Annotated in this window: 29 protein-coding genes, 1 other RNA gene and 1 pseudogene; 12 read left to right on the forward strand and 19 right to left on the reverse strand. The window is 63.5% G+C overall.

Annotation, left to right across the window (positions count from 1 at the left end; translation table 11 throughout):
- The first annotated feature begins 9 nt into the window (after positions 1-9).
- The 5 genes from J7I85_RS15900 to J7I85_RS15920 all read left to right on the forward strand — a co-directional run bounded on the left by J7I85_RS15900 (position 10) and on the right by J7I85_RS15920 (position 3,868).
- Positions 10-1,416 carry an aminotransferase class V-fold PLP-dependent enzyme gene (locus J7I85_RS15900; RefSeq protein ID WP_214853425.1) on the forward strand — a complete coding sequence of 469 codons (1,407 nt, stop codon included), beginning with the start codon at positions 10-12 and terminating at the stop codon, positions 1,414-1,416.
- Positions 1,417-1,519: 103 nt separating this feature from the next.
- On the forward strand, positions 1,520-2,299 hold the full coding sequence (locus tag J7I85_RS15905; protein WP_214853428.1) for a class I SAM-dependent methyltransferase: 780 nt from the start codon (positions 1,520-1,522) through the stop codon (positions 2,297-2,299).
- A gap of 10 nt (positions 2,300-2,309) precedes the next feature.
- Complete coding sequence (locus J7I85_RS15910) at positions 2,310-3,023, forward strand: metal-dependent transcriptional regulator (RefSeq protein WP_214853431.1); 714 nt, start codon at positions 2,310-2,312, stop codon at positions 3,021-3,023.
- Between the two features lie 6 nt (positions 3,024-3,029).
- Positions 3,030-3,506, forward strand: coding sequence for a CrcB family protein (locus J7I85_RS15915; protein WP_214853433.1), 477 nt, complete (start codon positions 3,030-3,032; stop codon positions 3,504-3,506).
- On the forward strand, positions 3,503-3,868 hold the full coding sequence (locus tag J7I85_RS15920; protein WP_214853436.1) for a CrcB family protein: 366 nt from the start codon (positions 3,503-3,505) through the stop codon (positions 3,866-3,868). Before J7I85_RS15915 ends, J7I85_RS15920 begins: the two co-directional genes overlap by 4 nt.
- On the opposite strand, the gene J7I85_RS15925 is transcribed toward J7I85_RS15920, so the two are convergent.
- Positions 3,855-5,243: an MFS transporter gene (locus J7I85_RS15925; RefSeq protein WP_214853439.1), complete on the reverse strand. Its 1,389-nt coding sequence runs from the start codon at positions 5,241-5,243 to the stop codon at positions 3,855-3,857. The two genes, J7I85_RS15920 and J7I85_RS15925, sit on opposite strands and share 14 nt — an antisense overlap.
- A gap of 22 nt (positions 5,244-5,265) precedes the next feature.
- On the opposite strand from J7I85_RS15925, the gene J7I85_RS15930 reads away from it, so the two are divergent.
- Both J7I85_RS15930 and J7I85_RS25595 read left to right on the forward strand, forming a co-directional pair.
- Positions 5,266-5,628, forward strand: coding sequence for a hypothetical protein (locus tag J7I85_RS15930; protein ID WP_214853905.1), 363 nt, complete (start codon positions 5,266-5,268; stop codon positions 5,626-5,628).
- Positions 5,629-5,770: 142 nt separating this feature from the next.
- Positions 5,771-5,905 carry a hypothetical protein gene (locus J7I85_RS25595; RefSeq protein ID WP_285289604.1) on the forward strand — a complete coding sequence of 45 codons (135 nt, stop codon included), beginning with the start codon at positions 5,771-5,773 and terminating at the stop codon, positions 5,903-5,905.
- A gap of 99 nt (positions 5,906-6,004) precedes the next feature.
- On the opposite strand, the gene J7I85_RS15935 is transcribed toward J7I85_RS25595, so the two are convergent.
- The 15 genes and pseudogenes from J7I85_RS15935 to J7I85_RS16005 form a co-directional block, all read right to left on the reverse strand.
- Positions 6,005-6,988 carry a S1C family serine protease gene (locus J7I85_RS15935; RefSeq protein WP_214853442.1) on the reverse strand — a complete coding sequence of 328 codons (984 nt, stop codon included), beginning with the start codon at positions 6,986-6,988 and terminating at the stop codon, positions 6,005-6,007.
- 173 nt (positions 6,989-7,161) lie between these two features.
- Positions 7,162-7,530: a transfer-messenger RNA gene (ssrA, locus tag J7I85_RS15940) on the reverse strand.
- Positions 7,531-7,651: 121 nt separating this feature from the next.
- Positions 7,652-8,122 (reverse strand): SsrA-binding protein SmpB, encoded by a 471-nt coding sequence (gene smpB, locus J7I85_RS15945; protein ID WP_003804881.1) that lies wholly within the window; start codon positions 8,120-8,122, stop codon positions 7,652-7,654.
- 115 nt (positions 8,123-8,237) lie between these two features.
- On the reverse strand, positions 8,238-9,623 hold the full coding sequence (locus tag J7I85_RS15950) for a M23 family metallopeptidase (protein ID WP_214853446.1): 1,386 nt from the start codon (positions 9,621-9,623) through the stop codon (positions 8,238-8,240).
- A gap of 24 nt (positions 9,624-9,647) precedes the next feature.
- A complete protein-coding gene (ftsX, locus tag J7I85_RS15955; RefSeq protein ID WP_214853448.1) occupies positions 9,648-10,562 on the reverse strand; it encodes a permease-like cell division protein FtsX in 915 nt (304 codons plus the stop codon).
- Positions 10,559-11,368 (reverse strand): cell division ATP-binding protein FtsE, encoded by an 810-nt coding sequence (gene ftsE, locus J7I85_RS15960; RefSeq protein ID WP_214853451.1) that lies wholly within the window; start codon positions 11,366-11,368, stop codon positions 10,559-10,561. Before ftsE ends, ftsX begins: the two co-directional genes overlap by 4 nt.
- Positions 11,369-11,543: 175 nt before the next feature.
- Complete coding sequence (gene prfB / locus J7I85_RS15965) at positions 11,544-12,659, reverse strand: peptide chain release factor 2 (RefSeq protein ID WP_214853452.1); 1,116 nt, start codon at positions 12,657-12,659, stop codon at positions 11,544-11,546.
- A 60-nt stretch (positions 12,660-12,719) separates the two neighbouring features.
- Positions 12,720-13,133 carry a pilus assembly protein TadG-related protein gene (locus tag J7I85_RS15970; RefSeq protein ID WP_214853453.1) on the reverse strand — a complete coding sequence of 138 codons (414 nt, stop codon included), beginning with the start codon at positions 13,131-13,133 and terminating at the stop codon, positions 12,720-12,722.
- Between the two features lie 65 nt (positions 13,134-13,198).
- Entirely contained in the window at positions 13,199-13,774 is a 576-nt protein-coding gene (locus tag J7I85_RS25105; protein ID WP_251024421.1) for a hypothetical protein, read from the reverse strand.
- Positions 13,755-14,150, reverse strand: a complete 396-nt coding sequence (locus tag J7I85_RS15980) for a TadE family protein (RefSeq protein WP_214853454.1) — start codon at positions 14,148-14,150, stop codon at positions 13,755-13,757. The genes J7I85_RS25105 and J7I85_RS15980 overlap by 20 nt, the downstream gene beginning before the upstream one ends.
- Positions 14,151-14,156: 6 nt before the next feature.
- A complete protein-coding gene (locus J7I85_RS15985; protein ID WP_251024422.1) occupies positions 14,157-14,405 on the reverse strand; it encodes a hypothetical protein in 249 nt (82 codons plus the stop codon).
- A 71-nt stretch (positions 14,406-14,476) separates the two neighbouring features.
- Entirely contained in the window at positions 14,477-15,418 is a 942-nt protein-coding gene (locus J7I85_RS15990; protein ID WP_214853455.1) for a type II secretion system F family protein, read from the reverse strand.
- The gene (locus J7I85_RS15995) at positions 15,415-16,269 is read right to left on the reverse strand and encodes a type II secretion system F family protein (protein WP_214853456.1); all 855 of its coding nucleotides are present in this window, start codon (positions 16,267-16,269) and stop codon (positions 15,415-15,417) included. The genes J7I85_RS15990 and J7I85_RS15995 overlap by 4 nt, the downstream gene beginning before the upstream one ends.
- Positions 16,269-16,622: pseudogene (locus J7I85_RS16000) on the reverse strand (CpaF family protein); the annotation flags it as partial. The pseudogene J7I85_RS16000 and the gene J7I85_RS15995, both read right to left, overlap by 1 nt.
- 73 nt (positions 16,623-16,695) lie before the next feature.
- Entirely contained in the window at positions 16,696-17,796 is a 1,101-nt protein-coding gene (locus J7I85_RS16005; protein WP_214853458.1) for a GTP pyrophosphokinase family protein, read from the reverse strand.
- Positions 17,797-18,356: 560 nt separating this feature from the next.
- Between J7I85_RS16005 and J7I85_RS16010 the strand changes: the two genes are divergently transcribed.
- Both J7I85_RS16010 and J7I85_RS16015 read left to right on the forward strand, forming a co-directional pair.
- On the forward strand, positions 18,357-18,683 hold the full coding sequence (locus J7I85_RS16010; protein ID WP_214853460.1) for a hypothetical protein: 327 nt from the start codon (positions 18,357-18,359) through the stop codon (positions 18,681-18,683).
- A 152-nt stretch (positions 18,684-18,835) separates the two neighbouring features.
- The gene (locus J7I85_RS16015; RefSeq protein WP_214853461.1) at positions 18,836-19,237 is read left to right on the forward strand and encodes a hypothetical protein; all 402 of its coding nucleotides are present in this window, start codon (positions 18,836-18,838) and stop codon (positions 19,235-19,237) included.
- A gap of 103 nt (positions 19,238-19,340) precedes the next feature.
- Here J7I85_RS16015 and J7I85_RS16020 read toward each other — a convergent pair whose 3' ends face one another.
- Together J7I85_RS16020 and J7I85_RS16025 are read right to left on the reverse strand one after the other, a co-directional pair.
- Positions 19,341-20,324 (reverse strand): DUF4062 domain-containing protein, encoded by a 984-nt coding sequence (locus J7I85_RS16020; protein ID WP_214853463.1) that lies wholly within the window; start codon positions 20,322-20,324, stop codon positions 19,341-19,343.
- Between the two features lie 83 nt (positions 20,325-20,407).
- Positions 20,408-21,076: a hypothetical protein gene (locus tag J7I85_RS16025; protein ID WP_214853465.1), complete on the reverse strand. Its 669-nt coding sequence runs from the start codon at positions 21,074-21,076 to the stop codon at positions 20,408-20,410.
- 626 nt (positions 21,077-21,702) lie between these two features.
- On the opposite strand from J7I85_RS16025, the gene J7I85_RS16030 reads away from it, so the two are divergent.
- Positions 21,703-22,224: a hypothetical protein gene (locus J7I85_RS16030; protein ID WP_214853468.1), complete on the forward strand. Its 522-nt coding sequence runs from the start codon at positions 21,703-21,705 to the stop codon at positions 22,222-22,224.
- Between the two features lie 74 nt (positions 22,225-22,298).
- Here J7I85_RS16030 and J7I85_RS16035 read toward each other — a convergent pair whose 3' ends face one another.
- Positions 22,299-22,706 carry a hypothetical protein gene (locus tag J7I85_RS16035; RefSeq protein ID WP_214853471.1) on the reverse strand — a complete coding sequence of 136 codons (408 nt, stop codon included), beginning with the start codon at positions 22,704-22,706 and terminating at the stop codon, positions 22,299-22,301.
- A gap of 101 nt (positions 22,707-22,807) precedes the next feature.
- Between J7I85_RS16035 and J7I85_RS16040 the strand changes: the two genes are divergently transcribed.
- Positions 22,808-23,395 carry a hypothetical protein gene (locus J7I85_RS16040; RefSeq protein WP_214853473.1) on the forward strand — a complete coding sequence of 196 codons (588 nt, stop codon included), beginning with the start codon at positions 22,808-22,810 and terminating at the stop codon, positions 23,393-23,395.
- A gap of 164 nt (positions 23,396-23,559) precedes the next feature.
- Positions 23,560-24,141 (forward strand): recombinase family protein, encoded by a 582-nt coding sequence (locus J7I85_RS16045; protein ID WP_214853475.1) that lies wholly within the window; start codon positions 23,560-23,562, stop codon positions 24,139-24,141.
- The last annotated feature ends 135 nt before the right edge of the window (positions 24,142-24,276 follow it).

Here is a 24,276-nt window from a genome sequence, read left to right on the forward strand (position 1 = left end):
TGAGGTCCCATGACGACTGCAACCATTTCTTCCACCACCGACTCAGGCGTGCTGGACGGCCGATTTGCCGCCGCAGGCCGTCCCCTGGCTGCAGTCACCGGCGCAGAAATCCAGGCTCCGCTGATCCAGGGCGGCCACGTCCGCTACGCCAACCTCGATTACGGCGCCTCCGCGCCTGCGCTGTCTGTGGTTTCCGCGTACCTCAACGAGATCCTGCCGTACTACGCGAGCGTGCATCGCGGCGCCGGCTATGCCTCGCAGATCAGCACCTCCGTGTACGAGAACTCGCGGAACATCGTGCGGGAGTTCGTGGGCGGCCGCGCCGATGACGCCGTCATCTTCACCCGGAACACCACCGACTCCCTTAACCTCCTGGCCGGCTGCCTGCCGGTGGAGGACCACCACCACACCGGTGAAGTCCTGTACCTGGATATCGAGCACCACGCCAACCTGCTGCCGTGGCAGGGAGTGCCGCACCGCAGCGTGGTGGCCTCGGAAACGCTCGAAGCCACCATCAGCAGCCTGCGTGCCGAACTGGAGCACGGCGATGTCAGCCTCCTTGCGGTGACCGGCGCCTCCAACGTCACCGGCGAAATCCTTCCGATCCGGCGCCTCGCTGCGCTGGCCCATGAATTCGGCGCCCGGATCGTGGTGGACGCCGCGCAGCTCGCGCCGCACCGCCGCGTCAACATCGCCGCGGACGACGTCGACTACCTCGCCTTCTCCGGCCACAAGCTCTACGCCCCCTTCGGGGCCGGCGTCCTGATCGGCCGCCCTGACTGGCTCGACGCCGGCACCCCCCACCTCGCCGGCGGCGGCGCAGTAAGCGAGGCCAGACTCGACGGCGTCAGCTGGGCCAGCGGCCCGGCACGACACGAGGGCGGCTCACCGAACGTACTCGGCGCGGCCACCCTGGCCCGGGCAACCCAAGTCATTGCTGCCCTTGATCCGCAGGACTGGCACGCCCATGAGGCCGCCATCCGGTCCTTCCTCGTCGAGGGACTGGGCAAGATCGGCGGCGTCACCGTCCACCAGATCTTCGCTGACAGCAACCCGGACGACGCCATCGGCGTGGTCAACTTCTCCGTGGAGGGTTACGACGCCGGCCTGGTGGCCGCCTACCTGTCGGCCGAACACGGCGTGGGCCTGCGCGACGGCCGGTTCTGCGCCCACCCGCTGCTGAAGCGCCTCGGCCTGCCGTCCGGATCCCTGCGCGCCAGCTTCGGCGTGGGATCACGGCTCGAGGACGCCCAGCGGCTGCTCGCCGGCATCGAGGAACTCCAGCGCTCCGGCCTCGGCTGGGACTACGTGGTGGACGCGGGACGCTGGGTCCCGGCGAACGACACCCGCACCTACCCGGAGTGGGCACCCAACACCCCCGGCACCGCGGGCGCCGCACCCTGCGCGCAGGACTAGTCGCCCACCCGGGAGTAAGGCGCCACCCCGGCCTGCCACGGCAGCGGTCCCTGTGCGGTAAATTCGAAAGGTAATTTTCGACGTCGGGCTAAGGAGACTGTGCGTGGCACGGGGCGGTCCAAAACTTCATCACGGGCGGCGGCAGGAGCTTGGGCAGAGCTTCCAGGACGGCGGCGAGCACTACCACCGCGTTCGTCCCGGCTACCCTGGTGATTCCGCGGACTGGCTGATTCCAGCCGGAGCCCGTACCGCAGCCGACATTGGCGCCGGAACCGGTAAATTCACGGCATTGCTGGTGGAACGCGGCCTGAGCGTCAGCGCGGTGGATCCTTCCGTGGACATGCTGGAGCAGCTCAGCCGCGCCTACCCCGGGGTTCAAGCTCTGGAAGGGACAGCGGAGGCAACGGGACTGCCCGAGGCGGCGTTCGACGTCGTCAGCGTTGCCCAGGCATGGCACTGGTGCGACCCGTTGCGGGCCAGCACCGAGATTTCCCGGATCCTCAAGCCCCACGGGGTGCTGGGCCTGATCTGGAACCAGCTGGACACATCAGTGCCCTGGGTGCACCGGCTGTCCCGCATCATGCACGCCGGGGACGTCCACAAACCCGACTTCCGCCCCAAAATCGGCCCGGAATTCACGTCCCTGGAAAGCCACCTGACCCGGTGGGAGGATCCCGTCACGCCGGAGGACATCCTCGAACTGGCCAAGTCCCGCAGCTACTACCTCGCGGCCAACGACACCACCCGCACCAAGGTGACCGGCAACCTGACCTGGTACCTGCACGAGCACCTGGGGCATGCCGAGGGCGAACTGCTGCAGCTCCCCTACCTCACCCAGACCTGGCGCGCTGTCAGGGCGGAACGCCGCAGTGGCAGCAGGTAGGCTTGAAGCTGTGAAGACCAGTACGCCCTCCTCCTCAATCGAGGACTACGTTAAGGTCATCTATTCCTTCACGGAATGGCAGGACAAGCCCATCACCTCCACCCAGCTGGCACAGCGCCTCGGCGTGGCCAATTCCTCGGTCTCCGAGATGGTGCGCAAGCTCAAGGACCAGGGCCTGGTCCTGCACAAGCCGTACAGCGCAATCACGCTCACTCCCCAGGGAGTCCGGCTTGCCCTCTCCATGGTCCGGCGGCACCGGCTCATTGAGACGTACCTGGTCAAGGACCTCGGATACAGCTGGGACGAAGTCCACGACGAGGCCGAACAGCTGGAACATGCGGTATCGGACACGTTCATTGAGAGGTTGGCAGCCCGGCTGGGCAACCCGTCCCGGGACCCGCACGGTGATCCGATCCCCTCGGCTGACGGTACCGTCCGGATGCCGTCGGCCCACCGGATGATCGAGCTCGACGACGGCCACACCGGAAGGATCATCCGGATCAGCGACGAGAACCCGGAGCTGCTGCGCTACCTCGCCGCGGAAAAGATCAGCCTCGACGCCGACGTTGAGGTGCGCGGCCGCAAGCCCTTCGGCGGTGCGCTCGTGGTCCGCATCGGCTCTCCCGGGACCAGCCGCGACGTCGATCTCGCAGACGAAGTGGCCTCCGCGCTGTGGATCCACAGCGATTTCGCGCATCCCGGCTGCCGCATGGCCGGCCTGTAGGCTCTGGTGCGGGCTCCCCTGGCCGGCAGCACCGGCGCCGCCGCCAAGACAGACTCCGGCTACGGCTGGCGGGTTTGGACGGCCGTGGCCGCCGGCGGCCTGCTGGGCACGGAACTCCGGTACGTGCTGGGCCTGCTGTTCCCGGACCTGCCCGGAGACCTGCCGTGGGCCACGCTGGGCATCAACATCGTTGGCAGCTTCGTGCTGGCAGCCCTCACCACCATCTGGATCGCGCGGCCACAGACCGCGTTCTGGCTCCGTGCGGCAATCGGGCCGGGCGTGCTGGGCTCTTTCACCACCTTCTCCGCGGTCGTATTTTCCACGGACCAGCTGACCCGCATCGGACTCCCGGTGCTGGGACTTCTCTACCTGGGTCTGTCCGTCCTGTTGGGCCTGGCGGCGGCCGCCGCCGGCTGGCGGACCGGCAAGATGGTCGGCGCTGCCCGTGCTTTCCGCGACGCTCCTCGTGGTGCTGGACAGTGACGGCGCTCCTCGTGGGTCTTTTCGGCATCGCCGGAGCCCTTCTCCGGTTCGCCGTGGATGGCTGGCTGGCCGGCTTCCCGTCGCCGCGGCGGCACTGGCCCTGGGCTACCCTGCTGGTCAACGTGGCCGGCTCGTTCGTGATCGGGCTGTCCGTGGGCGTCACCGCGGGTTTCGGCCCCGAATGGCACTCTGCCCTGGCCACCGGGTTCGCCGGCGGCCTGACCACTTTCAGTTCCTGGACCACTGCCACGGTGCGGCTGGCCAGTGAACGGCGCTACCTCGCCGCCGCCGCCAACACCCTCGCCAATTTGCTGCTGGGGCTGGCTGCTGCCGCGGCGGGAATCGCGGTCAGCGGCGGCTAGCCGGCACCGGGTTGCGGATTCCGACGGCGGAGCAGGCCGCACCCAGCAACAGCAGCGCGGCGGTGGCCAGCAGCGCGCGGTGCAGGCCCGGCGTCGTCAGCTCGGGACCGACGATGAAGCCCGCAAACGCGATGCAGACCAGGCCTGCGATCCTCGAAACCGCATTGTTCACGGCTGAGCCCACCCCGGCCTGCTTCTCAGGCACAGATCCCAGGATGGCCGCCGTCAGGGGTGCCACAGTCATGGAAAGGCCGAGGCCGAAGACCACCTGCCCGGGCAGGACCTGGGTCCAGTAATTCAGGGAGCCGCCAACGGACAGCGTCAGCAGGAATCCGGCCGCACACAGCACCGGCCCGGCGGTCATGAACCACCGCGGCCCGTACTTGCCGGCCAGGCCCCCGAAGAACGATGCCAACAGCATCAGGATCACCGTTGAGGGCAGCAGCGCCAGGCCGGCGGTGGTCGCCTTCATGCCGCCGACCTGCTGGATGTAGATACCGAGTGCAAAGAACCCGAGGGAAAAGCCGCCGTAGATCGCGGCGGTGGTGATGTTGCCCCAGCCGAAGTTCCGGACCGTAAACATGCCCAGGGGCAGGAGCGGCGCGGCTGTGCGCGATTCATGGATGAGGAAAAGCGCCGTGGCCACGAGGCCGGCGGTCAGCGGCAGCCAGACCTGCGGGCTGCCCCACCCCACGGTCCCCTGTTCGATCAGCGCATAGACCGGTCCGCCAAGTGCGATGACGGCCAGGAGCGCCCCTGCAATGTCGATGCTACCGGCAGAGCCGGGGGCGGCGTCGACCTTCCGCAGCCTGGCCAGCACGGGCCAGATGGCCGCCGCGGGCAGTATGTTGACGAAGAAAATGACCCGCCACGAGAGCAGGTCCACAGACACGCCGCCGATTAAAGGGGCCACGATGGCGGCAGCACTGGTCCACGCCGACCACTTGCCGATGGCCGCCCCTTGGGCGCCGCTGTCGAAGTGGCTGACGATCAGCGCGAGCGAACTGGGCACCAGGAGTGCTCCGGCCACTCCCTGCAGCCCCCGGCTTATCACCAGCATTTCACCGGTCCATGCGGCTCCGCAGAGGACCGATGTGAGGGCAAACCCGCCCAGCCCCCATTGCAGTACCCGGACCCGCCCGAAATGGTCCGAGAGCGAGCCGGCCGCCAGAATGAGCGCCCCGAGCGTCAGGAGGTAGGCGTCCACCACCCACTGCTGGATGCGGAGGCCGCCGCCGAGTTCCCTGCCGATGGCGGGCAGCGCCAGGCTGACGACGAAGCTGTCCAGGATCGCCATGAAGGACGCCACGATCGCGACAGCCAGCACCTGTCGCTGCAGGCGCGTGGGGGCGGTGGTCTGGCTGGCATCGCTCATGACTTACCGTATCGTGGACTGGATGATCAGCAGACGTGACGCGGCAATTGCCCTGGATGTACCACTGGAAATGGCGCAGCGCCACGGCATTCCCAAGCTTCTGACCGAAGCCCAGCTCGGCGAACTGCTGGACAATCCCCCTGCGTGGCTCGTCCAGTCCCGCGCCAACCGGACAGGGAAACGGCCGGTGTGGGTGCACCTCGTCTGCGCGGTCTGCGGTTACGAGGAGGCGGCCCGGCCAAAGAAGTGGTGGCCGGAGTTCACGTATGTCGTGTGCGAGCATCACCGCCCCTCCGAGGTTCCCCCGGCGGCGCCCGGATTCGTACGGAGCGAGTTCGACGGTGTGGGCACCAGGTTTGTGGGAATCGCGGACGTCACGGGTTGACGGGCTTTGTGGGTGGACGGGCTTTGTGGGCAGACAAGGTGGTTTGCGCAGGTGGCGAACTTGGGCAGTTACATCCGGGCTGAAACAGGCGTAATTTACGTAGGGAGGGGCACCTCCTGCCCCTCGGACGAGGGAGCACGCCATGCCGGACAAGTCGCCGCACCAGCAGCATCAGAAAAAAGCGGGCAAGACCATCAAGCAGAAACGCGCGGACAAGAAGGCCAAGGCCCCTATCGAGGGAGCCCCGGACCCTGTGGCGCATCTGAAGAAACGCTGATTGCCCGATAACACCGAACGGGGTGGCCAGACGTCCTGGCCACCCCGTTTTTGTGTCCGGCCCCTGTCTCTATCCCAGTTCGTCTAATCCCCAATCCGTCTATCCCCAGTCCGCCATCTCGCCGGGGACGGCTGCGACGTCGGTGAGGTGCCCGTCGCGAAGGACGGCTAAGTTCATCGGGACGCCGATGGCCTCGGCGAAGAGGAGTTTCTGCAGGCTCTCGGCATTGCTGACCGCGCGCGAACCTACCCGCAGCAGCACATCGCCGGTCTTTAGACCTGCCTGCTCCGCCGGGGAACCGGAGAGCACCTCCACCACGCGCAGCCCCTCCCGCTGGCCGGTGCGGACCACTTCGCTGGCGCCCAGGCGGATCGGGGTGCTGACCACGCCGAGATAGGCGCGCCGGACCCGGCCGTCGGACAGGAGCGCGGAAATGATGCGGCGCGACGTGCTGTTGATGGGAACAGCCAGCCCCAGCCCGGCACCGGCCACCGCAGTGTTGATTCCTACGATCCGGCTTCGTGAGTCGGCCAGTGCCCCACCGGAACTGCCGGCATTCAAGGCGGCATCGGTCTGGATGACATCCTCAATGACCCTGCGGTTGCGCCCGGCCCAGACAGGGATGGCGCGTCCCAGTCCGCTTACCACACCTGCCGTCACCGAGCCCGAGAGCCCCAGCGGGTTTCCGACGGCAATCACCAACTGCCCCACCTGCAGTGACTCGGCGTCCCCGAACTCCGCAGGAGCGACGCGCGGGGCGCGGCCCCGGACCACTGCAAGATCGGACAACGGATCCGCGCCCACCACCTCAAGGTCCGTGCCGGAGCCGTCAGCGAAGACGGCGCGGCCCTTCTGGGTGCCGGCCACCACGTGGGCGTTGGTCAGCAGGTAGCCGTCCTCGGTGAACAGGACCGCGGATCCGGCGCCGACCCGGAACCGTCCGTTGCGTCGGTTCCCCGTCATCTCGATGGCGGCCACATGGGGCGTGACGGTCCTGGCCACCCTGATGACCGTCTCCGAATAGGAGTCGAGGGCCGCGCCGTCGTCGACGGGACCCGGTTCGTTTGCAGCCGCCGTGGACATGACATGCCTCCCTGCCGTTGGTATCGAATCGCCGGATTCGTGATACCTGTCACAACCCCGCCGGCAGGGCGGGTAGTCCCGTACGGGCTACGCCGTGGGTGAACGGCGGCAACGGGCTTAAACAAGGAATGCCCGGACCGAGGTCCGGGCATTCCCCGTTAGGTAACGGGATTTAGTGGAGATGGGGGGAATTGAACCCCCGTCCGATGTCGTGTTGTCAGGGCTTCTCCGGGCGCAGTTTGCGTCGGATTTTCTCGGCCCCAGCCATGCTGCAAACAGCTGGCTGATCCGGGCCCAGTCATCTAAGAGTCCCGCTTACCCCGGTGACGAAGGTAAGCAGCAGTGGCTATCTAAATGACGCCAGGATCCGGGGCGATAGCAGCCTCGGGCTGACGGACTGTCTTACTGCTTAGGCAGCAAGAGCGAAGTCAGTGCGCTTAGAATTGGCACTTATTGGTTTGCAGACAGCGTTTACGAGATAATTCTGCATCCTCGGCCCGCTTCACCTGTCGCGACTAACATCGTCGAAACCGATCATCCCCGTATTTTGTTACCAAACCGGCTGGGCGCAGGTTCTGGACAAGATCCCTGCCGGACTACCAATCATAACGCATCGGGGCGGCCATTCATTCCTGAAGGTGCGCCGCGTGTCGTCGTGCCGACTCAGCGCCGATTGCGTTCCCGCATGACGCGGAGGGCCTCACGCTTGTCCTGCTGCTCGCGCAAAGTCTGGCGCTTGTCGTAATCCTTCTTACCCCGGGCGATGCCGATTTCCACCTTGGCGCGGCCGTCCACGAAGTACAGCTGCAGTGGCACAATGGTGAAGCCCGATTCGCGGATCTTGTGCGAGATCTTGATGAGTTCCTCGCGGTGCAGCAGGAGTTTCCGCCGCCGGCGCGCTGCATGGTTGGTCCAGCTTCCCTGGTTGTACTCAGGGATGTGGATGCCCTCCATCCAGAGTTCGTCGTTATAGAACGTGCAGAACCCGTCGACCATGGAAGCGTGGCCTTCGCGGAGGGACTTCACCTCCGTCCCCATGAGAGCGATGCCGGCCTCGTAGGTGTCCATGACGTGGTAGTCGTGCCGGGCCTTCCGGTTGGTGGCCACGACTTTTCGGCCACTTTCTTTGGGCACGGTTCAACTCCTCAGTTCTCGGTACTGGCTGCCCCGGCGGCACCGGAACAAAGTCTTACTATTCTACGGCAGGTGCACCGGCCGGCCCGCGCCGTCAGGCTGCCGCTGCCCCTGGTCAGAGCAGACGCATCGGGTCAACAGCCTCGCCGTTCAGCCAGGTCTCAAAGTGTGAGTGGCAGCCGGTGGAGTTTCCTGTGGTGCCCGAGTATGCGATGAGCTGGCCCTGGCTGACCTGCTGTCCAGCCGAGACCACCACACTGGTGTTGTGGTAGTAGATCGTGGTCAGCGAATTGCCCTGGACCACGCCGTGCGAGATCTTGACGTTGTTTCCGCCGCCGTCGTCCGCCCAGCCAGCTGAGAAAACTTCGCCGGCTGCCGCCGCGTACACCGGCGTGCCACAAGCGGCACCGAAGTCAATGCCCGTGTGCATGTAGCCGCCGGCACCGTAGAAATCGATGGTGCCCGGCGGCGTCGCCCGCCATCCAAAACCGGAGGTGATGGGTACGCTGCCGGGGAACGGGTGGCGGAGGCCAAAGGCCGACGGCGGGCCGGTCACAGGGACGAAGGGCTTCGGTTCCTCACCTTTCGCCTTAGCCGCGGCGGCGGCGGCAGCGGCGATCCGCCGCTGCTCAGCCAGCCACGCTTCCCGCAGCTTGCGGTCACGCTCGACGATTTCGGCCGCGACGGCGTCCTGGCGCGCCTTGACGGCTGCCAGTTTCTTCTGGATTCCCGGCTTGGCGGCCTCGAGTTCATTGTTGAGGCGGGTGGTGTCGGCGATGAGCTTGTCCACCTTGGCCTTCTTGGCGGCGGCCTCGTCGCGGGCGGCCTTCTCTTTGGCAAGCGCCGCGTCGGCCTTGGCCTTGAGGTCCTTGATCTCGGCTTCGACTGCCTGCAGGCGTGCCTGCGAGTTGACGTTGGTGGCGTTCTGCTGCGTGAGCTTATCCATTGCGGAGTTCTGGCTGCGCAATGCCTGGTCGGCCATGTCCATCGTGTCAGTGAGGCTGCCCGTGTTGTTGGAACCGAAGAACAAGGTGAGGTCTGACGGCACGCCGCCGGACTTGTATGCCTGCGTCGCGATCTGGCCGATCAGCTTCTTCGTGCTGGCGATCTTCTGCTTGTCTGCATCCAGCTGCTGGGTGATTTTTGCCTTGTTCTGCTGGGCAAGATCCACCCTGGCAGCGAGGGCCTCCACTTCCTTGACGGCACTCGCCACCCGGCCCTGGGCCTCGAGCAGCGCCTGCTGCGCGGCCGGAAGCTGTCCCCGGTAGATCACCAGGTCCCCGACAGCTTTGGAAATTTTTGCGTCGACGAATTCGAGCGACTGCTGGACCCGGGCGGCTTCGGCCTTGAGGGCGGCCTGCTGGTCTTCAAGGTCGTCTGCGAAGGCGGCGGGAGCCGACGCCCCCAGGCTAGCGGCCAGCACCAGTGCCACGGCGGCACTGAGAACTCTGCGCTGGCGCCCGCCTGGGCTTCTTCGCGCCGGCCTGCCGGAACTGGTCATGGGCATTCCTTCGATGAGCATGGCCTACACCCTCAAGTATCGGCGGAGTGTGAGCAGAGATGAAGTGCCCGCCAGAACAACACCCAGCCCGACGAGCGCCGGGGCAAGGAGCAGCGTCTGGGCCGGCGAGATGAACGCCGTATCCGGATACTGCTTGGACAGGTATTCGCCCAGGAAGAAGTGGGCCACGGCCCACAGTGTTCCGGACGCGAGGGCGGCGCCGATCACCGCGGCAATCACGCCCTCCAGGATGAAGGGCAGCTGGATCACTATCTTTGACGCTCCCACAAGGCGCATGATGCCGGTCTCCCGCCGCCGGCTGAACGCCGAGAGCCGGATTGTGGTGGCGATGAGCAGGATGGCGCACACCGTCATTACACCGGCGATAATCACTGCCACGAGCGACGCCGCGTTCATCACGGAGAAGAGCCGCTCCAGGACCTGCCGCTGGTCGATCACAGTTTCAACGCCCGGCTGCGAGGAGAACGTCTCGCTGATGATCTGGTACTTTTCCGGGTCCTTCATGTTGATCCGGAAGGAGGCGGGAAGCTGGTCCGGCGTGACCGAATCCACGATCGGAGAGTTCGAGAACTGCTCCTTGAAGTGCTTGTAGGCGTCGTCCGTGGATTCGAACTGGAAGTCGTTGACGTACTGGGCCACCGCTGGCGATTCCAGCAGCGTCCGCAAGTTGTCCTGCTGTTCGGCCGTCACCGGTCCCGAGGCGCAGCCGGCCGCCGTCGACCCTTCGCCGCACAGGAAGATAGCCACCTGGACCTTGTCGTACCAGTAGCCCTTCATCTGGTTGATCTGGAGCTGGAGCATCCCGGCGGCGCCCACGAAGGTCAGGGACACGAATGTCACCAGGATGACGGAGACGACCATCGACAGGTTGCGCCGCAGGCCGCCGCCGATCTCGCCGAGGATGAACTGGAGCCTCACAGCCGGCCCTCCCCTGCCTGCTCGCGCGCTGCCTGTTCGCCGGCAGCCTGGCGGCCGGAGTCCGCGGCCTCATCGCGTCCGCTGGCATCCTTGAGCCTTCGGGACTGACCGACCACAGGCAGCATCGACGTGTAGAGGGCCCGGGCTTCGTCGCGGATGACTTTGCCGTTCTTGAGCTCCACGACGCGCTTGCGCATCTCATTCACGATGTCGTCGTCGTGGGTGGCCATGACCACCGTGGTGCCGTTCTGGTTGATCTTGTCCAGGACGCCCATGATGCCCATGGACGTGGTGGGGTCCAGGTTGCCGGTGGGCTCGTCGGCCAGCAGGATGCCGGGGCGGTTGACTACGGCGCGGGCAATGGCCACGCGCTGCTGCTCACCGCCGGAGAGCTCGTGGGGCATGCGTTTCTCTTTGCCCTCCAGGCCCACGGTCTTAAGCACCTCCGGGACGGTGTCGCGGATGACGCTACGGCTCTTGCCGATGACCTGCATGGCAAAGGCGACATTGGCGAAGACGTTTTTCTGCGGCAGCAGGCGGAAGTCCTGGAACACCACGCCGATGCCGCGGCGCAGGCGGGGCACGCGCCAGCTAGAGATGTTGGCGACGTTCTGCCCGGCGACGTAGACCATGCCGGAGGTGGCGCGGTCTTCCTTGAGGACCAGGCGCAGGAACGTGGACTTGCCGGATCCCGACGCGCCGACGAGGAAGGCGAATTCACCACGGTCAATTTCAAGGCTGACAGAATCCAGGGCGGGCCTGGCCTTCTGGTCGTATACCTTGGTGACATTTTCGAAACGGATCATGACCCTAAGACCCTGCAGGACACGGCCTTATGGGCAGGGTCTGCAACCGGTGCGGGGGCTTTCGCTAGGGGGAAGTAGAGCTCCGGCCTCTCGACTATACGCACGCGCTGCCATGCTCAGGCGGGAGTCGGAGGGGCGTGTCGCGGGATTTGGTCCCTTGCCCGGGCGGGTGCGTCTAGCGTTCGGCGTTGCGGTTGTCCGTGCGCCAGCGGATCCCGGCTTCGATGAAGTCGTCAATGGCCCCGTCCAGCACGGCGGAGGTGTTTCCCACCTCGTGTTCAGTGCGGAGGTCCTTGACCATCTGGTAAGGGTTCAGCACGTAGGAGCGCATCTGGTCGCCCCAGGAAGCCTTGACGTCCCCGGCGAAGGCCTTCTTCTCCGCGTCCTCCTGCTCCTTCTTGAGCAGCAGGAGCCTCGACTGGAGCACCCTCATCGCGGCGGCGCGGTTCTGCAGCTGCGACTTCTCGTTCTGCATGGACACCACGGTGCCCGTGGGGATGTGGGTCAGGCGGACGGCGGAGTCGGTGGTGTTAACCGACTGGCCGCCGGGGCCGGACGAGCGGAAGACGTCCACGCGGATTTCGTTGTCCGGGATGTCAATGGAGTCTGTCTGTTCGATGAGGGGAATGACTTCCACGGCAGCGAAGGAGGTCTGCCGGCGCCCCTGGTTGTCGAACGGGCTGATCCTGACCAACCGGTGTGTTCCCGCCTCGACGCTCAGCGTGCCAAACGCGTACGGCGCGTTGACCTCGAAGGTGGCGGACTTGAGGCCCGCCTCCTCCGCGTAGGAGGTGTCCATTACGGTGGTGGGGTAGCCATGGCGCTCTGCCCACCGGAGATACATGCGCAGCAGCATCTCGGCGAAGTCCGCGGCATCGACGCCGCCGGCACCGGAGCGGATAGTGACCACGGCCTCGCGCTCGTCGTACTCGCCGGAGAGCAGGGTGACGACCTCGAGGTCCTTCAGCGACTTGCGGATAGACTCAAGCTCCGTCTCAGCCTCCCCCATGGAGTCGGCGTCGTCCTCGTCCTGGCCGAGTTCCACCAGCACCTCAAGGTCGTCAATGCGGGAAACCAGCGTGTTCAGCCGCTGGAGCTCCGATTGGCGGTGCGACAACCGCGAGGTAATAACCTGGGCGGCCGCAGGGTCATCCCACAGGTCCGGCTCGCCGGCCCGCTCGCTCAGTTCTGCGATCTCTTCCTTGAGCGCCTCGACATCGGTGACCTTTTCGATGGAGGTATAGGTGCCGCGCAGCGCGCGGATTTCTGCAGCAAAATCAATTTGAGCCATGGTTGTTTAAGCGTACGCTATCCGCCCTAAGCGGCCGGACGTTGGGACCGGCGGCTTGGGCTACCGGGTCAGCCGCGAACGTGCGGTGGACGTGGCGGCAATGGTTATGCCATCCGGGACGAGGAAGTTGACCACCGGCGGGTGCACGGTGGCGCTGAGAACCACGACGGAGGTGGAACCGTCCGGCGTCCCTGTTCCGGTTGCGACGGCCAGTCCGTCAACGCGCCCGAAGGCGCCGTTGCGGCTGAGATAGTCGGCGGCGACGTTCCGGACTCTGTCACCGTTCAGCAGTGCCGACGGGGTGCCGCTGGCCGTTTCGACCTCGCCCAGCGTGTAGGAGTCGGCGGCGGCCACAGAGGCGCCGTCCGCGAGCGACAGGAGTTTCTTGTGCTCGATGTAAAGGCTGGACACGGCCATGACCACGGTGCTGACCAGCAGGGCCAGCATGACGAACCCGATGATGAGGACTGTCATTTGCCCGTCCTCATCGCGGCTGGTTTGCGGTGGCTCGGCGGAGGTGGGGCTGGCTGCAGGAGGCGTCAACGGAACCTGCCCACAACCTGGGTAGCCGAAGCGCTGAGCTGGCCGGCGTTGAGGCGCAGCGCCTCCCCGAAGGGGACGAAAGGCAGCGGCACGGTGAGCCGGACGGTGACGGTGACCGCCGAGCCCGCCGCGGTGCAGTCGCCGCCGGAGTCACAGTGGATCTCGACGCTGGCGTTCCCGGCGGTATGGCCGTAGTCAGCAAGGGCCACCATGGTGGCCTGCTCTGCCGCCGCCCGGCCCGACGGTGCATCGGGCTGGGCAACGAAGACCTTGGCCGCCTGGTCCGCTGCGCCCACCACGGCGAACGAGCCGCCCTGAATTTGGCCAACCGTGATGATGAAGTACACCACAGGAACCATGAGGAGCAGTCCGAGGAACGTGCACTCCACGACTGCACTCCCCCGCTGCCCGTCGTCGCCCCTTGCGTTCCCGGGGGTAGGGGTGCTCTGGGCACCGAGGCTGCCACGGGGGCCGGGAGTACCGCAAGGCCCGAGGCACAGAGCCTCCCGGAACCTGTCCACGACGTGCTTGGTGGAGTCGCGCCGCCTGCGGTCATCCGGTGATCGCGGCATGGCCGGTGACCTCCAGCCCTCCGCGCGGACCGATCAGACCGATGACCGGCAGGGGCGCCCTAACGGTCACCTCCAGTGTCCGCAGCCCTTGGAAGACGACTTCACGTGTTTCAATGTTGCGGGCAAAGTCGGCATTGAGCGCCGTGCCGATGAGCTCGCCGGTACGGTACCGGGCGTCGTCCGCGCTGCGGTCGGCCAAGGTTCCGTGCCGGGCGCCGGACGCCGCAGCGTCGATGAGAGTGTTGCGGACGTGCAGGATGAGCGCGAGCTGAATGATGGAGACAAAAAACATGGTCAGCAGGGCGCCCACGAGCACAAAGTCGACAACAGCAGCACCGCTTTCACGTCCGGAAGTGGCCGCACCGGTTCCGTTCACGGGCTGCTACTTTCCGACCGTGTCCATCGCCTGGTTGAACATGGCTTCCAGGGCCGGGCCGGCCACGGCCAGCAGCGCGGCAACAAGGACCGCCGACATCAGGGTGATCATGACCCAGCCGGGCACATCCCCGCGTTCAGCATGGTCCGCGAAGGTCGCTGTCTTCCGGGGGCGCGGGACCGCAGCCAAGGAGTGGCCGATCAGCGCCGCCACTGCGGCGACAAGTGCAAGTCCATGCTTGGCCAAGAATGTCATGTGCTTCCCTTTTCTCGGAGTTCTTTGTTTGTTGAATGTGGCCACAGCCGGCGGTTGCCGGAGCAGCGGCGTCAAAAATTCAGGCTGAGTGCCGCTATTCCGGGGAACACGGCAAACACCACTGTCAGGGGCAGCACCCCGAAGACAAGCGGCACCATCATCGCGATCTCTTTCTTGCCGGCGGACTCCATCAGCTCGCGCTTGGCCGTGTCGCGGACGTCCTGGGCCTGGGCCCTAAGGACTTCGGCCAGTGGCGTCCCGCGTTCCACCGCCACGATGATGCCGTCAACGAAGCGGATGAGCGGCCCCAGATCCGTGCGTGCAGAAAACTCCTGAAGCGCTTCCACCAGGGGCTTGCCCGCACGGGTTTCGGCCAAGACCCGGCTGAATTCCTTGGAAAGCTCGCCCCGGGCGGTCCTGCACACGCGGTCGAGTGCACCGGTGGCGCTCTCTCCGGCGCCCACCGCGAGCGCAATCATTTCCGCCAGGCTGGGGAATTCTGCCAGCATCCGTTCCTCCCGCCGTTTGATCTGCACCCCGAGCCAGTAATCCCTGAAGAGGAATCCGCCGATCGCGCTACCAACGGAGATTGCCACGGCCAGGACGGGGCTGAATCTCCCGGCGAGCGCTGCCAGCACAATCACGCTGACAGCTGCAATGAATGTGCAGAGCCCCCAGAACAGCTGCTGGGCCCGGAAGTCCAGGGGCGACTTGTCGATGCGTGCTTGCGCAAGCCTGCGGCTGAGGGCTGCGGAGCCTAGGTTGAACCTGGCCAGTTTGGCAGTGGCTTCCCTGATCAGCGGGCGGAGTATGCGTTCGAGGGGACCAAACGGAGTGAGGACGTGTTCCTCCGCCCGCAGGAGCCTTGATTCGAGGTTTTGGGATCTGAGCTGGGGTTCGATCCGTTCCACGAAACTGATGGACCGCATGAATGGGAACCTGACAAGGAGGAGCCACAGACCGGCACCCAGGAATGTGCCGCAGACAATCGCAGCCGCTGGAACGGCGGTCATCGCAGCACCCTTTCTTCCTCCGGGAGGGCACCTATCTTCAGCATGACCGAGTAGCACACCAGTGAGACAACCAGGCCTCCCAACAGCACGGCCGCCCCGATGGGGGTGTTGTATGCAGCCACAGCCTCCGGGCGGCTGACCAGCAGCAGCATGACGATCCAAGGGGCCGCGACGGCCAGCCGGGCAGCGTTCACTGTCCACGACTGCCGCGCTTCAAGCTCGCTCCGGGTCCGTGCACTTTCGCGCAGGAACTCGGCGAGGGTCCCGAGCAGCTTGCCGAGATCGGAGCCGCCCACCTCCCGGGTTAGCCGAAGAGCCTCGATGATGCGGTCAGCTACGGGGTCCGCCAGCCGCTCCTTGAGCCTGTTCAGCGACGCCTCGAACTGGCCGCCCGAGCGGTAGTCCGAGCCGAAGTCGCGAAACACGTGCCGGAGCTCCTCGGGCCCCTTTTCGCCCAGCTGTATCAGTGCTTCGGGCAGGGATAACCCGGCCCGGATGGCCGACCGCAGATGGTCCACGACGTCGGGCCATACCCGCCGCAAGACGGAGCTTCGTCTTTTGACCCGCCATTTCACCACGGCCACCGGAAGCCAGGCACCGAACAGGCCGAAGCAAACGGAGATGGGCAAGGACCTGCTCACCGCGAAGAAGGCCAGCGTCGCGAAGGCGCCAAGTCCCAGGCAGCTGCCGATGAGACCGGCGCCGGTGACCTTTTCAATGCCGGCAGACAACAGCAGGTCATGGAGACGGCTTGTCCGCTGTTCACGCTTGGGACGCGCGGGCTCGTCCCAAGCCGACCACCAGATGAGGAACAGCCCGGCTCCTATCAGAACCCCCAGCAGCGCAGCCATCAGCGCGGGTCCAAGAGTGCCGCGACCTCATAACCGGCTCTGGCGAATTTCTCCTCCGCCGGCATGGTGTTGGCCGTTGGTTCCAGCAGGCCGCCGATCGTCGAGAAAATCATTGAGGACTCGATAACTCCGTTCTCGACCCGCCTGCCCAGGGAGAGGATTTCCGTCACCTGCCTCCGCCCGTTTGCGAGGCGGCTGCAGTGAACCACCAGATCGATGCACGAGGCCACAGTGGGAACTACAAACGCGCTGGAAATGTTGTCCCCGGCGAGCAGCGGCAAAGTGCACATCTTGGTCACGGCGTCGTGTGCTGAATTGGCATGGACGGTGCACATCCCCGGCAGCCCGGAAAGTCTTGAGACACAGTGCAACATCACAGGCGACCGTGCTCCCCCCAGGGCACGCCTCCCTGAAGGCAGCTCTGCGCTAGGAGCCAGGCAAGCTCGGGGGCTCGCCTACCAGCGCTATGGTTTCTCGCCACATTTCGGGCGCCCCCAAGTCCATCATGCGTCTGGTAAGCCCGGAAGGACGCCCCTGGCGCGTCGATTCAAGCGTCATCACTAAGAACAAGTAGTAAAGTCCGATACCACGAGGGAAGAACCCGGGCACGGGTTCGCCTCGGTCACCGCGCGCAATCCATTTCGGAACAAAGGCCAGCATGTGGCCTTTCCACTCTTCAACAGCATTACGGAGTTCACTGATTGTGGTAATCCCAAGCTGCTGAAACTGCCGAAGCCTGTTCTCCGTTGTGCGTAAATCATCGGGTCGGACTCTCAAACGCCGGTTGACACTGGCCCCCACCGCCGCATCCAGAGCCATGATCGTTTCATCGCTGCGTATGAGCGAGGAAAGCGTGGCTATGTCCAAGGCCATGTCCGTGGCCGGACTCTTTGCGGCCTTTTCCGCTTTGTCTTCGTAAGTGTCCAGCTCTTTACGTAGCGACTGAAATTCGTAATCCACGAGTTCCAAGACACCGGCCAGCATCGAAAAACGCCGCCGCATCGGTTCAGGAATTGTCTCCGCTTTGTAACCGAGATCATGTTCAATTTCGGCCCAAGCGTGCTGCAGGACCGTTCGAATCTGAACCTCAAAACGCAGGTCCTTAAAGCGGGCGTACTCGGCAAGGTCCGTGCGCTTGCCCCCTAGCCCAGCCACGCGGTGAACGCTGCGGTAACCGAACTCCTTGAGACCAAGTTTGCTTCCCTTGTCCTCGGACTTTGTCGGGTCGGGGTCAAATTCCTCGTCGATGATCTCTGCTACTCGATCTACCTCATCCGCAAAATAACAAGTGATCCGGAGGCCCAGCAGGTCGTGAAGGTCTGAGAACCCGCCGTAGCTTCCGTCAGGCGAGTCGATCTTCAGCTTTGCGCTCCGCTCCTCCTTCACGCGGTGGTCAATGGTGTGCACGTCTACGCCGTGATGACTAAGCATTTCTCTTAGCAGGCCCTTGAGTGCGACCCCAAACTCTTCCATGCCAGTTACAGCCTCTGAGTACGTGGCTGCTTCGGCTGCCCCCTGAATCGTCATGAGACTGAGGATAACCTGTGCCGCGCGCAACGGCGCGAAGTCAGGACAAGCGCAGTCCACCCGGAACGCATGTTCGGTAGCCCGAAAATGTCTCAGGCACAACACACATCGCTTAGCCTGAGCACGCCCGCCACGCAGCCTTTTTGCCGCACCTGGCGCCTAAGCCCATCCTCCAAAAGGCCTAGAATCACACAATGGACACTCCCGGCCTAGCCCTTTGCGTAGCGATCGTTGGCCTGATTTCTACGTGCACATTCGCCATCCTCAACTTTCGCTACACGAAGAGGACGAACGACCGGGCCGTTGAAGCGGAGAAGCGAGCGGCTTCAAGTGAGGCACGTGCAAACGAACGCTCGCGCGTGGTTTGGCAGGCAATGCTCAGCGACTCCGGCTACATTGTTCTCGTTAACGACAGCCCCGATCCTGCCAACAATGTCCGCATTGATTACTCCCTCATGTTGCCCGCGCATCCGGATTCCGAGCCGGTCCCACCATCGTTCCTCCGGTCTCACGACCCTCAAGGGGCCGGAAAGTTCACAGGCAGCTTTAAGAATGCGGTCATGGCAGATGCCATTGGCCCCGACGGAGCTGTCGGACTGCCCGTTATGCCTAACCTTCCGATCAGCATTAACGGCGGGGCACGCCGTGGCTGGAGGTTTGGACTAAGTCTGTACATCGAATGGTTCACCCAGAATGGCAGCCCCAAGAGTGAGCATCTTTTCGCGGAGGACCTCGGCGTCGTGTTCTCGGGCTTTACGTTCCCCGACCTCGATGCCGTTGTTTGGGGTTCGGACCAGACCATCATGAAAGCTGTCACTCCCATCAGGACCCCGCAGGACAACCGTGATTACGAGGAAGCCATGCGAGACGCGCCCGGGCCACGGTAAGCAGACACCTCCCAAACCGCAATCGACCTTGGGCTCAGGATTGACCACCCGTCGCTAAAGTTCCGGGACCAGATACATCACGGGCAAGCCCGGGGGTGTTGAAACGTGTCACGGCCGCTAGGGAGATATCGTGGTGCGTGCACATTTGGAAAATGCTGATTACCCTTCTGTACGTCCTGGGCGGTGCCCTTCCTCTCTACGGGCTCGGGCACCTCTTGTGGAAGGTGTACGAACCTGCGAAGCAGTACAGCCACCGGGAGAAACATATGGCTAAACTGCGAGCTAAGAGGGACAGAATGCTGGCCGGAACCGAACCTGGATTTCCGAAGCTGACCGAAGTCGAGGCTGGCGAGTGGATAACTTCCGAACTTGCCAAGAAAGATCGTTGGGGGAACCCGTACGCCCAGTCGGACAACATCATGGGATACAGCAGCTATACCGCTGACAGCTTTGGCAGCTTCCGAAGGCTCCGGTTCGACCTCGCCTTTGTTGGCGGTGGAATATTCTGTGCGACCGCGGCAAGCGTGTGGTCAATCTGGTTGCCATCTAGCTAGGCAAGCCCAGAAATGGTTCATGCACACGTCCCGCTTACCACTCCTGCGCTTTGCTGGAGCGTCGCCAAAAGGGCAAAGGTCCCGCCCCCCGGTGAGCCTGGTGCTAGTTGGACCTCTTAAGGGCCTGTAGTTCGTATGCCACCACATCTTCAGGGGTCATGTTGTACTCGTCAACAATGGCCAATAGGTGGTTCTGAAGAGTTATGTATTGCTTTTCCATTCGAATCAGTCGCTGGCTTGACACCTGGCCACCTGCCCCGATCGTATCCTCGTATCGATCTATTTCAGGTTCCACCTGCAAGTCAATCCCAAGATTGGCAGCACACTCCTCAATCGTGCTATTGGCAAGCACTACACCAGGAGTTGGCCTGCCATTCATAAACCGCAAGTCAGAAACAACCGAAGACTGGATCATCTCTTGCAACAAACGGACATAGAGTCGATCCTCAGAGGTCCCAACAGATCGCAGGATTTGTTCTGCAATGACTTCGACACGTTCATTGACATTGGTTAGGACTGCCAGCGTGTCGACTACCTGAGCTTCTTTGCTCCCATGCGTCAGGAAGCTATGCATCATGCCAGCCCACTGGCTGCGGAGATACGACTCGATACTCGCCGTAGAGCCAAAGGGGACCAACGCATTGTTAGTCGTCCGGCCCTGCACGGACTCTATGAACTCGAAGATTCGAGGCGTATCAGCATGAGGGAATGACAACTGGTCTATAATCTCGGGCTTCGAAGAATTAGCCCGATATAGGGCGAAATCGTTGTACGTGCCTTGCTCGACTAGCGCGAACACAGGAATCTTCTTTTCCACAGCCGCCAGAAATTCGCCGTTGGTCACGGAAAGTTCAGATGACGGGAGACTGCTCCCGTAGCGCCCCCCGATCAACAGAACAAAAATGTCGGCATTAGATACTTCTCGCAGACACGATTCGGCTGCGGTTTCCTTCGGGTTGAAGAATACCGTCCCTTCTTCGCTGAGGACTGGAGAGTAGCCGAGACTTTCAATAAACCTTTTAAGGCTCTCGCGGGGGTACCGCAGATCATAAAAGGTGGAACTAACAAAGACTGTAGGAATTGCCATAGCGCTTGGTTCCCCCTTTGGGCAAGTAGTGAATCACGTTGGCCGAGCGTGCATTAGCCACGCTCAAGGCCAATAGGTCTGACCTAACTGGCCCGGCAGAAACCGTTCGCCCGTATAGCTGCAAGGATCTGTTCAGCCTCGGACTCCGTCACGGCCTCCACACCAAGGCCGGTGAACCGAACCTGAGTGGAACGGATCAGGCTGCTTTCCGGACTGCCCCCGAGGACACTGCTGCACTGGTTCCGTGCGTTGCTCACTGTTTTCCTGTTGATGAACTGGGGATTGATTGCCTCGATGTCAGCAAGCAACCTCGCCTCCTGCTGGCTGTCAGGCTTCGGTATGCCACCACCCGCCGCTGCGGCTGCTTCGCCCGCAGTCGTGGGCGTGGGGGTTGGAGTGGCCGTTGGCGTTTTCGCGGCTGCTGGAGCCTGCATGGCGGATGGAGTTGACTGTTCGGTCGCCACCGCTGGCGTCGCAGTTGCTGACTGCTCCGCTGCAATTGAAGCGGACTTGTCCGCTGACTGCTCTGGACCGGCAGTCGCCCCGGCAATCCCTGCGCCCACAAAGGCCGCAACGACACCCGCACCCGCAACGAGCGCGGCGCTCTTGCGGTGAGGTATGCCCACCCAAGAGCGGCGCTTGAACAGCAGCGCGTACAACCCGGTCAGCAGAGCTACGATGCCCAGCATTGCGAGAGCTGCACCCAATCCGCCGGATGCGGCGGCGCCTAAGACCAGGAGCAGCACAACCACTGCAACAATCCAGAACGGTATAGTCGGCCGCCAGCCGCGCTTCGGGCGCGCTGACGGACTAGAGCTATCAAGCATGATTCCCCCATGGAAAGTAATGGTCGCAGTGTGCGCTGAGACAGGCTACCACCGCAATGCTCTTGCACCAGCAGCGGTGCGCCTGCGAGCGCTCTGCCACCCCCGAGACGGCCACCCGACAGGCCACGCCTGATGCGCTACGTTAGAACTCCGCGCCCTAGAACCACACCACCACCAGGGACCGCCTTTGCCCTAACCCACCAGTGTGGAAAAGAGGGAACCGGCCGTGGCTTCCCCTACGGACATAAGGGAACCACCCCTGCGGGTAAACTGGTCTGCTGGAATTATCCGGGAGAGTGAACGGTGGACACATGGCAAGGCCAAAGGATCAGTACAAGCGTGGGTGCACCGTGTGCCGAAGCACCTTGCCGCGTCACGAACGCGGCGGTGACCATCACTCCCGGGGGCTGTGCCGTAAGCATTACGACGAGTGGAAGCAAAGCAAGCCCTTGTGCAAACACGGCGGGTGCAAGGTCCGGATCGGCCTCAAGGCCAACGACTCTCGGCAGGGCTACTGTCGGCAGCATGATCACCTCCTCTTAAAGGAACCGTTGCGCAAGCAAGCCGCCACGGAACGGACGTTGGATAAGTTCGTCGGTCAGATCGCCGCTGAAACCAATGAGCGTGGGTGCTGGCTATGGGCGGGACGCGAGAACACTAAGGGGTACGGGCTGATCAGCGTGGGCAACCATGATTGGCTTGCCCACCGGTATTCGTTCGGGTGGTTCATTGGTGGGCACGGGAGTCAACTAACCCTCGACCACGTTTGCCGTGTCCGGCGTTGTGTCCGGCCGGACCACATGATGCCGATGACCGGGCTAAGAAATACCGAGCTGGAACACAGGGACACGGAGGACTTGGTTGTCATCCTTGCCGACCTCCTGAAGATCCCAAACATGCAGCCGGGAACAATGCTGTGGGCAACAGTTAAAAGGCTGGCGGTCGGAAGGGCACAACCAGGAGGTGAGCCCTTTGGGTATGGCTTGGACGGACAGACCTTTGAACACGATTTGGGGCCAGCCTTGTACCCAGTGGCCAAAAATCTGCTAAAAGCCAACCGAAAAAGGTTGTAAACCGTACGCAAGGTGACGCGCTATCACCACCGGGGGGCGGGCAGTTGCTCAAGGGGTACTACCCCCAGGCCCCTCTAGGCTGCCATCCAGTCCACGTCACCATCGTCGCCGACCCGGCATGTCTTCTTGTAGCTCAGCACTTCGCCTGTGGCCGTCATGCTGATGTCGTAGGAGACGACAATGTCGTACGCGTGAGGACGGTTGCGGAGGTCGTACTCCGAAACGTCCCCGACGAACTGGACAGACTGAACGGCGTGGGCGGATTTGCCATTGGAAGTCCTGGCCTGAAAACGCAGATCGTTCTCGCAGGCAGTCTTGGTCTGGTTTTTCACGCTGTCGGGAATGTCCGCCGCTGCGGCCGCCGATCGAGACGAACGTGCTGCAAGCTCTGAAGCGCGCACTTCCTCCGGCGTTGCACGGTGGGCGCACCCGGCGACCAGGAATAGCGAGACGAGGCCGGCGGTCGCCAGAAGTCTTTTCATTTTCTCCCCCTGAACGGACTCCGAACCTCAGAGTCCAAGCACAATGCTACGTGGCAGGCTCCCCCACCGGAGCACGGCTGGGTTCATGAGAGAGTACGTTCATGGTGGGACCAGAAAACCAGCCGATGATCACGGACTGGATGAGCGCGTGGGGAACCGTTGGGACGCTGGCCGCGTCCCTCATCCTTTCCTTCATATCCCTTGTCATGACTCTCAACGATCGCAGGGGTAAGAGGCACGCCGAGAAGATGGAACGGGCGAAGGCGTTCGCCCACGTGGAAGTAGATGACCAAGAGGTTCGCTGGAGTGTGGTTAATGCGTCCCCGTATCCCATCCGCCAAGTACACCTGCTGGCTGTCCCTTTCATGGTGGGACCGGCGGGCAAAAAGCTGGCAGGCAGCACGACAAGGAATCTAAGCTTCAGCACCCAATACATCGAACCGAGCACCACCCATAAGGAAGCACCCCCGAGGACGTCGCGGGCAGAATGGAATGTTTTGCTGCCTTGGATTGACTACGCAATACGGCTTGACTTCGTTGACTACCAGGGCACGCACTGGGTGCGAGCGGCCAACGGCGACGTCACGCCCATAGAAAAGCTCAAGGGGGGAGGATTCGCCAAACTACCCCGCACACGCTACGAACCCGATCTTCCGCGCCGCTGGCGCTGGCCGCGCAGGCAACGCTAGCGGTCGCCGTCTCGCAACCCAAGAGATTTAAGACAGATCACTTGCGAGACACATCTGCCCCCTATAGCGCCCATAAAGTGTCTCGCTTGCATGTCTCGCAACTACCTGCTAATTTTGAGGTACGCAAACACTGTTGCGAGACACATCTAGGGACGCAGGGAAACATGGGAAAGCTGATCGGATACGCACGAGTTTCGACCAGGGCACAGGACACAGACAGGCAGCAGGTTGATCTGCTGGCCGCTCAAGTAAGGCGAGATGATCTGTACGTTGATCACGGCGTGAGCGGTGCTAAGGCATCACGTGTGGCGCTGGACAAAGCACTGGATGCTTTGCACGAGGGCGATACCCTGGTTGTCACCACGCTGGACCGCTTGGGGCGCTCCACCGTAAACATGCTGGCACTGGCTGAGCAGATCAAGAGCAAAGGTGCGGGGCTCCGCGTACTTAACTTGGGGGGTGGAGAGGTAGACACCAGCACGCCTATGGGCGGCATGGTCTTTACCGTCATGGCGGCGCTGGGACAGATGGAGCTAGAGATCAAGCGGGAGCGGATCAGCGACAGCGTGAGCAAGCGGCGTGCGGCTGGTAAGGATTTGGGTGGGCGCAAGGCGCAGTTCACAGACAGCCAGATCAAGAGCGCCGCCCGCCTGATTGAGTCAGGCGAGCCAGCAGCGCAGGTAGCGCGCGACTTGGGCATGTCCAGGGCCACCCTGTACCGGCGAATGGAGAAGCTCAAGCGGTAAGCCGACGCACAGTTTAGACCCTGCCTAGCGCCCCGCCGGAGAGCGCCAGGAACGCCTACTGGAGGGCTGGTGGGCATCTATGCCCAGAAGCGCTTTTGCGGCGCTCCTGGTCCGCCCACAGGAGGGGTACGAGAG

The sequence above is a fragment of the Arthrobacter sp. ISL-65 genome (assembly GCF_018613795.1).
In the GTDB taxonomy this organism is placed as follows: Bacteria; Actinomycetota; Actinomycetes; order Actinomycetales; family Micrococcaceae; genus Arthrobacter.

What these genes read in the sequence shown, in the direction of transcription:
- J7I85_RS15900 (WP_214853425.1), top strand. Translation starts at nt 10, where the DNA reads ATGACGACTGCAACCATTTCTTCCACCACCGACTCAGGCGTGCTGGAC.
- J7I85_RS15925 (WP_214853439.1), bottom strand. Translation starts at nt 5,243, where the DNA reads ATGAGCGATGCCAGCCAGACCACCGCCCCCACGCGCCTGCAGCGACAG.
- J7I85_RS15930 (WP_214853905.1), top strand. Translation starts at nt 5,266, where the DNA reads ATGATCAGCAGACGTGACGCGGCAATTGCCCTGGATGTACCACTGGAA.
- J7I85_RS25595 (WP_285289604.1), top strand. Translation starts at nt 5,771, where the DNA reads ATGCCGGACAAGTCGCCGCACCAGCAGCATCAGAAAAAAGCGGGCAAG.
- J7I85_RS15935 (WP_214853442.1), bottom strand. Translation starts at nt 6,988, where the DNA reads ATGTCCACGGCGGCTGCAAACGAACCGGGTCCCGTCGACGACGGCGCG.
- J7I85_RS15950 (WP_214853446.1), bottom strand. Translation starts at nt 9,623, where the DNA reads ATGACCAGTTCCGGCAGGCCGGCGCGAAGAAGCCCAGGCGGGCGCCAG.
- ftsE (WP_214853451.1), bottom strand. Translation starts at nt 11,368, where the DNA reads ATGATCCGTTTCGAAAATGTCACCAAGGTATACGACCAGAAGGCCAGG.
- prfB (WP_214853452.1), bottom strand. Translation starts at nt 12,659, where the DNA reads ATGGCTCAAATTGATTTTGCTGCAGAAATCCGCGCGCTGCGCGGCACC.
- J7I85_RS15970 (WP_214853453.1), bottom strand. Translation starts at nt 13,133, where the DNA reads ATGACAGTCCTCATCATCGGGTTCGTCATGCTGGCCCTGCTGGTCAGC.
- J7I85_RS25105 (WP_251024421.1), bottom strand. Translation starts at nt 13,774, where the DNA reads ATGCCGCGATCACCGGATGACCGCAGGCGGCGCGACTCCACCAAGCAC.
- J7I85_RS15985 (WP_251024422.1), bottom strand. Translation starts at nt 14,405, where the DNA reads ATGACATTCTTGGCCAAGCATGGACTTGCACTTGTCGCCGCAGTGGCG.
- J7I85_RS15990 (WP_214853455.1), bottom strand. Translation starts at nt 15,418, where the DNA reads ATGACCGCCGTTCCAGCGGCTGCGATTGTCTGCGGCACATTCCTGGGT.
- J7I85_RS15995 (WP_214853456.1), bottom strand. Translation starts at nt 16,269, where the DNA reads ATGGCTGCGCTGCTGGGGGTTCTGATAGGAGCCGGGCTGTTCCTCATC.
- J7I85_RS16005 (WP_214853458.1), bottom strand. Translation starts at nt 17,796, where the DNA reads ATGACGATTCAGGGGGCAGCCGAAGCAGCCACGTACTCAGAGGCTGTA.
- J7I85_RS16010 (WP_214853460.1), top strand. Translation starts at nt 18,357, where the DNA reads ATGGCAGATGCCATTGGCCCCGACGGAGCTGTCGGACTGCCCGTTATG.
- J7I85_RS16015 (WP_214853461.1), top strand. Translation starts at nt 18,836, where the DNA reads ATGCTGATTACCCTTCTGTACGTCCTGGGCGGTGCCCTTCCTCTCTAC.
- J7I85_RS16020 (WP_214853463.1), bottom strand. Translation starts at nt 20,324, where the DNA reads ATGGCAATTCCTACAGTCTTTGTTAGTTCCACCTTTTATGATCTGCGG.
- J7I85_RS16035 (WP_214853471.1), bottom strand. Translation starts at nt 22,706, where the DNA reads ATGAAAAGACTTCTGGCGACCGCCGGCCTCGTCTCGCTATTCCTGGTC.
- J7I85_RS16040 (WP_214853473.1), top strand. Translation starts at nt 22,808, where the DNA reads ATGGTGGGACCAGAAAACCAGCCGATGATCACGGACTGGATGAGCGCG.
- J7I85_RS16045 (WP_214853475.1), top strand. Translation starts at nt 23,560, where the DNA reads ATGGGAAAGCTGATCGGATACGCACGAGTTTCGACCAGGGCACAGGAC.